The organism is Nostoc flagelliforme FACHB-838, assembly GCF_014698065.1.
GTDB classification, from domain to species: Bacteria; Cyanobacteriota; Cyanobacteriia; order Cyanobacteriales; family Nostocaceae; genus Nostoc; species Nostoc flagelliforme_B.
In genome coordinates this window covers 1-10,022 of record NZ_JACJSI010000215.1, presented here as the reverse complement: position 1 = coordinate 10,022, position 10,022 = coordinate 1, and the positions used below count along the sequence as shown (strand labels likewise).

Annotated in this window: 7 protein-coding genes and 1 pseudogene; all 8 read right to left on the bottom strand. The window is 41.4% G+C overall.

The annotated features are described in order from the left end of the window. Nucleotides 1-185: pseudogene (locus tag H6G97_RS37805) on the bottom strand (IS4 family transposase); the annotation flags it as partial. A gap of 228 nt (nucleotides 186-413) precedes the next feature. After that, complete coding sequence (locus H6G97_RS55030) at nucleotides 414-542, bottom strand: hypothetical protein (RefSeq protein WP_277883396.1); 129 nt, start codon at nucleotides 540-542, stop codon at nucleotides 414-416. A 37-nt stretch (nucleotides 543-579) separates the two neighbouring features. Continuing rightward, nucleotides 580-912 (bottom strand): type II toxin-antitoxin system PemK/MazF family toxin, encoded by a 333-nt coding sequence (locus H6G97_RS37800; protein WP_338421928.1) that lies wholly within the window; start codon nucleotides 910-912, stop codon nucleotides 580-582. 15 nt (nucleotides 913-927) lie between these two features. After that, on the bottom strand, nucleotides 928-1,191 hold the full coding sequence (locus H6G97_RS37795) for a hypothetical protein (protein WP_190945828.1): 264 nt from the start codon (nucleotides 1,189-1,191) through the stop codon (nucleotides 928-930). A 139-nt stretch (nucleotides 1,192-1,330) separates the two neighbouring features. Next, nucleotides 1,331-2,461: a type III secretion system chaperone family protein gene (locus tag H6G97_RS37790; RefSeq protein WP_190945827.1), complete on the bottom strand. Its 1,131-nt coding sequence runs from the start codon at nucleotides 2,459-2,461 to the stop codon at nucleotides 1,331-1,333. A 67-nt stretch (nucleotides 2,462-2,528) separates the two neighbouring features. Then, nucleotides 2,529-3,158 carry a hypothetical protein gene (locus tag H6G97_RS37785; protein WP_190945826.1) on the bottom strand — a complete coding sequence of 210 codons (630 nt, stop codon included), beginning with the start codon at nucleotides 3,156-3,158 and terminating at the stop codon, nucleotides 2,529-2,531. A 65-nt stretch (nucleotides 3,159-3,223) separates the two neighbouring features. After that, on the bottom strand, nucleotides 3,224-8,725 hold the full coding sequence (locus H6G97_RS37780; RefSeq protein ID WP_190945825.1) for an eCIS core domain-containing protein: 5,502 nt from the start codon (nucleotides 8,723-8,725) through the stop codon (nucleotides 3,224-3,226). 746 nt (nucleotides 8,726-9,471) lie between these two features. Then, nucleotides 9,472-9,780: a hypothetical protein gene (locus H6G97_RS37775; RefSeq protein WP_190945824.1), complete on the bottom strand. Its 309-nt coding sequence runs from the start codon at nucleotides 9,778-9,780 to the stop codon at nucleotides 9,472-9,474. Between the last annotated feature and the right edge of the window lie 242 nt (nucleotides 9,781-10,022).

Below are 10,022 nucleotides of genomic sequence, written 5' to 3'. Positions count from 1 at the left end.
GAATGTAACCCTCTGTCCCACATCAATAACATTCCTTGTGTCACAGACCGTAGTAACTTTTTAACCCTGACCCGCTCACCAATACGGTAAGGACACATTAAAGCATCAACAATTAAATGCGTTCCAGCTTCAATCAGTAGCACTAAGCGGACTTTGGGAAAAGCTGCTTGAGTCCCAGGACGTGCAATACGGTTCGGATAAGCAGGGGAGGCAGGGGGTGCAGGGGAGGCAAGAGAGTTATTATTAAGCAATTTCTCTTCCCCTGCTTCTCTTCTCCCCCTGCTCAAGAACTGCTCGCCTCAACAGATAACTTTGTTAACCGAACCGTATTGCCCGATGAGCTATTCAATTGTTGAATATTATCCGTCCGGCTGTTGTAAATGAGAATTTTGGTGATAGCTACATATCTGCTCTTAATTGTTGAATATTGCTCGTGATTTACTGGCTATCTGCTTAAATAACTTACCTTTCAACGTGAGCGATCGCTTTCTTTGGCGATACATTACCATAGATGACAGATAAAATCCCTGGTAAGTATTCATCCATCATTGTGACGTTGACGTGAATATTGAATGTAGCTTACTCTTGGGCTTCTTTTGGCTTTAACATCTGCCAAATTTCTGCATCAACTTGGGCTAAGTATTGCAACTCTAACTCACCTATTTTCTGAATTATACGCTTTCGGTCGATAGCTCGCAGTTGAAACACCATTGCTACGGAAGGCAAGGTTAAACCATTCTGTTCCGATGGCTCAATTCTGACTGTAAATGGAAAACGCAATGCACCTAATGAAGACGTAACCGGAACAATCATCAACATCGGAGAAGTTGCAATATCTATTTGAACCACAATTGCTGGACGATTGCCCTTTTCTTCTCGCTTCTCTGACTCAGGCAAACCAACTAAGAGAATATCTCCTCTAGCTATTTAGTTTTTTACTTCATGGGAAACCGCTACCGCATCAAGTGATGCTAGTATCGCTTTCATACTTAGGCAGTCCTCATCACTTGCTGCTTCGCAAGCCACAAACTCTTGAGCCAGTTCAGTGGATACCTGGATAAGCAAAGGGGACAGCAACGCTGTTATTTCGTCACTAACCCAATATCCATGTGCCTGTGCTTGTTTAACAAGTGCTTGGTATAGCTCAATTGGCAACGTTACAGATGTATCAATGGTTTCAGTAGCTTTCATATAATTGCAATTCAACCAGTCGTGAGAATTATAACTCAGATTAACCGAGGCTTTTGGACTAATAATATAAGACCAAAAGGTGCGATCGCCCTACACATTATCCCACTCCCAAGTCAGTATCAGGCGATCGCACTGCTTATTACTCGATTTGAGCGATCGCTTCTTCTGGCGATAAATTACCATAGATTACAGACAAAATTCCTGGCAGGTATTCATCCATCATTGTGACGTTGGCGTAAACCACCCGTTGAATGAGTGCTGAACTGAGGCGATCGCCTTCTACGTCAATACTAGTTTTGTAGCTAATCTCCCCGTCAGCAAAATCTAGCTCAAAATTGCCTATAATCATACCTGAATTAGCTCTAGTTAAAAACTCTGCTATTGCCAATCGTTTATCTTCTGGTGCGTTGACTGGGGAAATAGAGTAAAAAACGAATTGCTGCTGTTCCGTTCTGACTCTGGCGTAACAAGTCCACTGACCATTTTCACCCTGAAAAGCTATCTGTAAAGCTGGCTGTTCTACAAGTTGGATAAAAGGCCAACCATCAGCTTTAAAGAAATTAACTACTTCTTCAAAAATATCTCCATTTGTTAAATTAAGTGGAAAACTTGCTTCGATTCCTTGAGTAATTTTATCCACATTAATATCAGCTAATTCGGTCAAAAACTTATTGATTCCCGCCAGCATTTTAGAAGAAGATTTCTGTGCTTTAGTAGAGAGATTAGCTTTCGCCCAATCTTGAAAGAAATTGACTATTCCCTGAGAAATTTCTTCACTGGAAGTAGCTGTGTGAGCAAGAGCCGTTGGGCTAATATAAGACCAAAGAGTACGGTAGCCAATTTCACCTGAATCTTGTTGTTGCTTGACAGATAAACACAACCAATTTTCAGTAAATAGCAGTGGGTTTTCTGGTTGTTCTTGGCCTAAATTCAATAGATAAGTTGCAGTTTCATCAATCTTGACGGCGTGTTCTACTAGATGTAGCAGTAAATCAGGTTTGAGACTGGTTTCGATTATGATGTCACCTTCAGGCAAGAATTCACCACCAGAAACAGGGTTACGCACATCTGGCTTGAGATTGAATAACGCTTCTGTCTCGATACGTTTATAGAGTTTGGGGCTAACTTGGAAAGTGAGACGACACTCGATGAGTTGGTCATCTTGTTTGGTTAGGGATAGGAAGATAGTGTGAAGGTTAAGTGGAGAGTGAGTATGAGCGTGTAAAATTAACTCTTTTTCTAAGCGGAAATATTCAATGTTATTACTCATTTTGCTTAAGAGTTTGCTGGTTAGAAGCAATAAGCCTCATTGTTGAGTAAATCATAATATTTAATTTCTATATTTTTGAAAGCCGAAGGTTTTCATAATTATTAGAGAATTCATCAAATGAGAAGTTAGGAAAAATTTGAGGCATAAATGTTCTAAATCTTTCTACTTCTGTATTATGGCTCTCTGTCTTTAATGCCTCAATAACATTTTGCCAATAAAGAAATCCTCTAGCAGCTATTAGTAATTTTATATATCCAGAAATATCCAAATCTAATCTAAATGGTTCTGAGCCAAATTTATATAGGTAAAGTGAATTATCAAACTCTTCTTCTAAGAAAATACCAACGCAGGCTTCATCTACAAAAAAATCAAATGGACGAAAGGTTCGGATAGGATCGTCTAATTCAGTATCCTCAAAATATACAACGTCCTTCCAATCTTGAATTACTTCACTTAAAGATAATATTTTAACCCTTCCTAAAACATCTGGATCGGGGGAACTTAGCATTTCCCAATTTAATTCAAATCCATTAGAGTTTTCATAAAAAGAAAGGATTTGCTGTGGTATACCCATCTCCTGCGCTTTCTCCCTTACTTTTTTCGGAGCATAAAAGGTCAGTTCGCACGTATTAACTTGAATATTATTCAAATCTCTCAGTTCTTTTTTTAGTGCCTGAAATTTCTTTCTGGTTTCCATGATAAGTAGACATGAACAATTACTAACTATATTAGATGATTCTCTCAAACATCAGAAGCCGACTATTATCTCAAAACAATATTACCATTTTCTTTCAATTTCTTTAATTCTGGAAGACCTATACCAGTCTCTCTAGCTAGAGTATCGTACTGTCCAAAAGGTCGCTTACGATTTTGAACAACCTTATGAATGTCTTCTGCCTGCGATTTTGTTATTCCTGGAATATTCTCTAACTCATTCAATGATGCTGAATTAATATCAATCGGTTCAGATTTTTTACTTGGGCTATTCTGAATAAAGTAATCATCTGCATTACGCTTTACTTCATTGATTAGCGACCAAGCTCTTGGAGTTCCTACCCCCTGCAATTTATTATTAACTTTTTCTAACCTTTGAGTGTGGCATGTCAATGCAACTGGTACATGATCTTCAGCATCAATAATTTCTTTTATTTCTACAGTATCTTTTGGACTTGAAGGATAAAGTTTATCTACTTCTGCTTTTAATGAAGTTTTATCACTTCTTTGTTGATAAATAGGTTCTACGTGGTACTCCATAATAGCACCTGAATTTACTGCCGCTTTGACTAAAGATTCAAATTGAGCTTCATGTTCTCCATTGCCTGCTCTTGAAAGAGGTGTCATGTTTTCCCATTTACCTTCACCACCAAGTTTTTCGTTCAATAAATGTCCTCTAACATAGTAACTGGCGCTACCTCCTTTGTCTCTGCGCTTATTTAAGATGTCGTATATGTCATGTTTTGCTTGGGTAGGAGCAGAACCGCTTCCTACTTTCACTTTTGTCAACGCTTCAGCTTTCATCCACTTACCAAAACCTGCACTATTCACACCCCCCAACTTCGGTGGTTGCCAGTCAGGCAAATCACTGCCAAAAAGTTTTGCAGTAGGTGTTTGAAGTTTTTGTAGAAGTTTTTCGATGTTTTCCTTCTTTTCCTTCATAGCTTTTTCTTTTTGTGCACTCGACAGTTTTTTTCCTAATGGTCTAGTTGTCTCCTGCTCAATGTCTTGTGCAATTAATTTTGCTTCTTTGATAGCTTTTGTTTTATCGTCATTTAATGTTTCATTCCCTTCTACCCACTCTAAAAATTGCGTATAAGGTTTTGGGTTCTTACTCGCTACCATTAATGTAGAGTTTCTATCAGCCCCCTTAAAAAATAGAGTATGAGTTTCGCCATCTGAAGCTTTAAATTTCTTCTTGGCTTTCCACCATTCAACGATCGCAGCTACTTTTTCTTTTCCTTTTTCTAATGTCTTGTTGTACTTGTCTTTTGCTTTCTGGCCTCTAGTCTTCTGGTCAGACTTATTATCTTTAGCTTTTTGCTCTCTAGTCTTTTGGTCAGACTTATTATCTTTAGCTTTTTGCTCTCTAGTCTTCTCCTCAGACTTATTGTCCTTATCTTTGTGCTTATTTTTTTCCTTATTTCCTTTAGACCTATCGAACTTTTTCTCAATACCCGCGACAAGCTTAACTTCCTTCTCAATCACCCAGAGAAGTGCTTTCTCAAAAGGTCTACGCACCTTGGCGATAATGGCTTGAACCTTCTGGCTGATGCCACCCAAGCCCAAGAGACTTGCTAAAAAGCTGATTACCACTGGTAGCGCCTTGGCTAAAGCATCTTCTATCCCCTTCGCGGCTGCTTCTATGGAACCGCTGGCGATCGCAACTATTGCATCAATAATGGCGTTAATCAACTCTGCAATTTGGCTAGCACGTTCAATAAAGAACATGACTATCTCGTAAATCGCCTGGCACGCTTTGATGAATGCTGAAGCTGGATTAAACAGGCTGAGAATCCACGTCACCCCTGCCTCAATCACGTTCTGGATCACAAAGTCCTTGAGAGGGTCTAGCACCAGCGCCCTCAGATCACCAATCTGATCCTGGACGAACTGCCACAGACCAGCCACACCTTCGGCGGCTATTATTTGGTATATCTCGGAGCGTTCTTCCAAAAGCTCGGCTTTGCGCCTGCCAAATTTTTTCACTGCCTGTTTTCGGATACCTTCATACCCCAGCCCCAGCACTTCCATCACCAAGCCAAAGATGCCTTTCATGTCAAAGCTCTCTGGCATCGTCACACCAGCTTCTGCCAAAGTGCCTGTCAGCCAGCCTATCAGTCCTTGCTGGAGATGCTTGCCGATATTTTTCACAAAGTTCTGGAAACCTTGTTTGATTCCCTGAACTACATTCTTTAAGAAACCAATCGGATCTTGGAGAATTTTCGGGATGATGCTAGCGGCTTTTGCTAAAACCTGTAGCAGCAGTTTTCCTAGTTCAATAATCGTCTTAACTACTCCCACAACGAAGTCGATCGCCTTCTGCACCAATCCCTTATTTTCTTCCTTCATTTGATTGATGCGATCGTCAACAGCTTTGAGGTTCTCCTGATACTTTTGTGCCAGGGTATCAATTAGCTCATTTTCTTTATCGCTGACGCTCTGCTGCAACTCTTCAAATTTGCCCTGAATCTCTGTTGCTGCTTGTTGACCGACCCCTTTGAGGTCTTCAGGCAATTGGTTGACATATTTCTCAATCTTCTGTTTACCCTTGGCAATTTCTGCTTTTGCCTGTGTCAACCCTTTACTGATAATCGTGATAACCTTATCGATCACAGCATCCATCTTACCGATGTACATCTGTCGTCCTTCTTCATAGAAGGCGTTGACCTCTGAGGGCATACCGAACAATTTATCTATTAACCATTTTCCAGGCCCCCAAAAGCCGCTATATCGATCATCTTTATATTTCTTCATCCGCTGGTCAACGTAATCCTCAAAGACTTTCTTAGCCTCAGCCGCACCAGCATCGAACTCTTGCTGAACTTTAGAGTCTAGGTCGCCAAGAGTTTTCTCAACTTGGACTTTGGTATCTTCGTAAATCTTATTAATATCAGTAGCGACCTTAACCCGTGCCTGCTCGTCTTTACTCTTGGCTCCTACCTGCTGCTCTCCGACCTGACCTAGCTGTTGGGTGCGTACACCATGCATATCCTGGAGATTCTGTTGTGCCGTGCCTAGAGCAGCAGCTTGAGCATTTTTTACCAGGTCTTGCTCTTGCTGGCGATACTTTGGAGGGGCTTGTACAGCATTAGTTTGAGCTTCTTCCTTAGCTTTAAGCGCCCCTTGGAATTCCGGTTCGTTAGAGTTCGCTAACTGCTCCTCAGTAACATTTGCCTCACTCATTTGCTGGTCAAGCTTTTTGCTGTCTTGTTGCAGTGGAGCTTCAACTTCACTTTGCCCCTTCGGCTTTGGTGCTGCTTTTTCAGCACCGATATCTGATGCAGGCGCTCCAGGGTCATTTGCTGACAGTGGCGTCACTTTTTTCGACTCAATTCCACTGGTGTCAGGCGTTTCTTTTGCTTTTTCTTCCAGAGGTTTTTGAGAAGCTTTCTGCTCTTCATCAACTTTGCCGCTCAAATCGCCCTTAACTGAGTCAAGTTTGTTGTTATTTTTAAAGTTGTCCGCCTCTTCCAAGTTCTTAGGAGCTACATCGGCAATTCGCTCCATGAGTTTGGCTTTGAAATCGGCTGCATCAAATTGTGGAGTTTCAGTCTGCTCCATTTCACCAACTTGATTCGCTTGCGCTTTACTGTCTACTTCGTTGCCAGGAGGTACAGCAGCAGATTGGGCTTCTTGAGCTTTGTTTTTAGCTGGTTCGTGTTTCTTCTGCTTTGCTGCGACCTCTTTCGTTGTACCGACTACTGCTTGGAAGCCTGGGTCATCGTTTGCAGAAGCAGGAGCCTTTTCTCCACCTGCTTCTGCTCCAGGTAAGCCTGCTGCCACTGAGCCTTTTCCGTCTGGAGGCTGTTGCCCTTGTTGAGGATTAGCCTTCGGATCTGCTTGCTTTAACTGTCCTTGCTTATCTGCCTCACCTTGTTGCTGAGGATTATTTTTGTTCTGGTTTGCTGATGGATTTCCAGAAGTGCCTGCTGCCGCACCACCCCCGTCTGCTGGAGGTGAAGCTGCTGCCACGCCTTTATTTACCGGAGCCTGACGTTGCCCTTCTCGGTTTTGCACATCAGCTTTCACCGTTGCTTGCTCTACCTGTCCCTGATTATCCCGCTCAGGTTGCTGTTGCGGATTCTCTCGGCGCTGAATTGGCTGCTCGATAGAAGGAGAAGTTAAGAAGGCTTTAGTCTGTATCTTATTGTTTTTTACCCCTTGGTCAGGAATAGATTTAGGTTGAACTGCACCGCCATTTTGTTGGACAACGTGAGTCAACTCATGGGCAAGTAATTCCTTTCCTCCATCACTTCCTGGAGAATATTCTCCTTGACGGAAGAAAATATCCTGTCCCGTGGTGAAAGCACGAGCTTGAACGGATTGGTTCAGATGATCGGAGCGGCTATCTGTATGGATTTTCACACTGCTGAAATCAGTCCCAAACGCCTGTTCCATTGGTTGCCGGATATCGTCTGAGAGTAGCTGTCCACCTCCACGTGCTTGTTGAATAGAAGTTTCTAGCTCAGATGTTGCTGCTATCCCTCCTCCACCTTTACGCTGCACTACAGGAGTAATGGAATCTGCCAAGGATTTCATTTGTAATTGGTCTTTTTCCTCTGGTAATGCTTCCCTTTGGATAGACTGGCGATTCACCGACTCGCTCATTCTCTGCATTACCTGACCTGCTACTCTATCAGCTTCCTGCTCGTAAATATCTCCAGGCTGGTTAACTGTGAGTCTTGTTTGTAGACGCAGTGACATTCGACTAATGTCGTGGGTGAGAGGCTGCATCCCACTAACTGTTTGAGACGAAGCAGTTAGGGATTTCATTTGTAATTCTTCCTCTTCCTCTGGCAATTCTTCTCGTTGGATAGATTGCTGATTTCCAGCAGGTTCGCTCATCCTCTGCATTACCTGCTGTGCTACTTTATCAGCTTCCTGCTCGTAAACGTCCCCCGGCTCATTAACTGTCAGTTTTGTTTGTGGACGACGTAGCGATATTCGACTAATGTCATGTCCAAGCCCTTTATTTGAAGGTTGCACCTCTGTAAATGCTTGAAATGAAGTCACTTGGTGCTTCATTTGTAACTGGTCTTGGTCTTCTGGTAATTCTTCACGTTGTAGCGAAAAACTCTCTCCCAGAGATTTCATTTGTAATTGGTCTTCGTCTTCTGGTAACTGGTTTTGGTCTTCTGATAACTGGTCTTGGTCTTCTGGTAATTCTTCGTGTTGAGTAAACTGTGTGTCTACTGGCTCACTCATCCTCTGCATTACCTGATGTGCAATGCCACTAGTTTCCTGCCCATCAAGATTTTCTGGCTCGTTTATTGCAAATTTCGCCTGGGGAGAACGCAACGACATACGACTAATATCGTGGCTAAGAGGTTTCTCTTTGATAGCTTCTGATTCTAAAAATTGCTCATCAGTAGACTGTGTTTCAATAAGCTCGTCTGCTGTTTCGGTAACTGTCTGGAGCGGAGTATTGTTTGTCGGAGTAAAACCGCGCGTTGGATTAGCCAATGTCGGAATATTGGACGAGACAAGCGATGAATTCGTATGATTTAATCTTCCTGCGTTGTGCCGCCGAAAAGTGCGATCGCTCATCTCTTGCTTCCTACATTAACTAGTAGAGCCGATTTCTTTACCCCAAAGCATCTGTCCAATAATTTTATAATTTCATCGGGAAACCAAAATATAGACTTAAGTTCAATTCTGCCATGAAATATTAAGAAAAGGTCATACAAATTTTACTTTAAACAATCAGTAAAAACTTGAAATTAATTATTAATTATTGTGTACAAAAATATAAAACCTACTGTGATGTTGCCTTTATTTATAAGTGTATTAGGAAAAGCTGAGTATAAATTATTATTAACGGCTAAATAGAGGCAAAATAATAGTAATTGGCTTGAAAATAAGATAAATAACCGCTATTGCTGGAAATTTATAACGCTCACGCTATTTATTTTCAAGAGGAGTCAATTCGCTAAAGGGAACGGAATTAGCCAAAAGAAGGATATTGGTAATCCTTTGTATTCAGCAAATCTAGCTGTTCTGCTCACAGTCTTTCATGCCTGCATTTACCTACTTTCAAGCGTTCACCATTAAATCTTTTGTAGCTGATTGTCTACTAACCATAGGCTTAAGTCTTGGCTTTCAGAACAATTGCTAAAGCAGATGTAAGTTGTACACCCTAACTGAAAAAGAGAGTGAGGTATTCTTGCTCATGACTAACTCATAAGGCTGGTGTAAAACCAGCAGTTGGCGTTGAAGCGTTAACCACCTTCAAACCAGTTCAATTGAGCTTGTTTTAAGGAATTTCTGACCGTTTACGGTGGGTATGATATCAATTAAGGTTTCAATTCATGAGTTTGCTTCTCTTTACGTGTTAATCTCCAAGCAGCATAAAAAGCAGCGCTCATAAACACGCTGAATGTTAAAGTTGGTTCGGGAACAGGCTTGGCTATTATGAAACCTATTGAAATGTCAATAGAGATGTTGCCACCATTACCTGAAAAAGATTCGGCGTTGATTCCGCTACTGTTATCTAAGGTAACTCTAGGTGTGATGATAATATTTCCAGCAGTACCCGTCGTACTTTGAGAGTTAACGAACAAGCCACCATTAATGTTTGAATTGCTACCAGAAATGGTAAACAAATCAGCCGCATTAACTTCGATTGTGCCTGCATTCCCTTGTCCAAAGGTTTCGGCAGAAAGATAAGCGCCATCTTGTAACGATAAAGAACCAGAGTTGATATTAATATTACCTCCATTACCTTCTGTCCCCGTTTCTACACCAGGGCGGCCGCATCATGTCAATAAGCATACTTTATTGAGAATAGATTTAAAATCAATGTCATTAAGTTTTGCTTATTGCGAAAGTTTTAGGCGATCGCTTT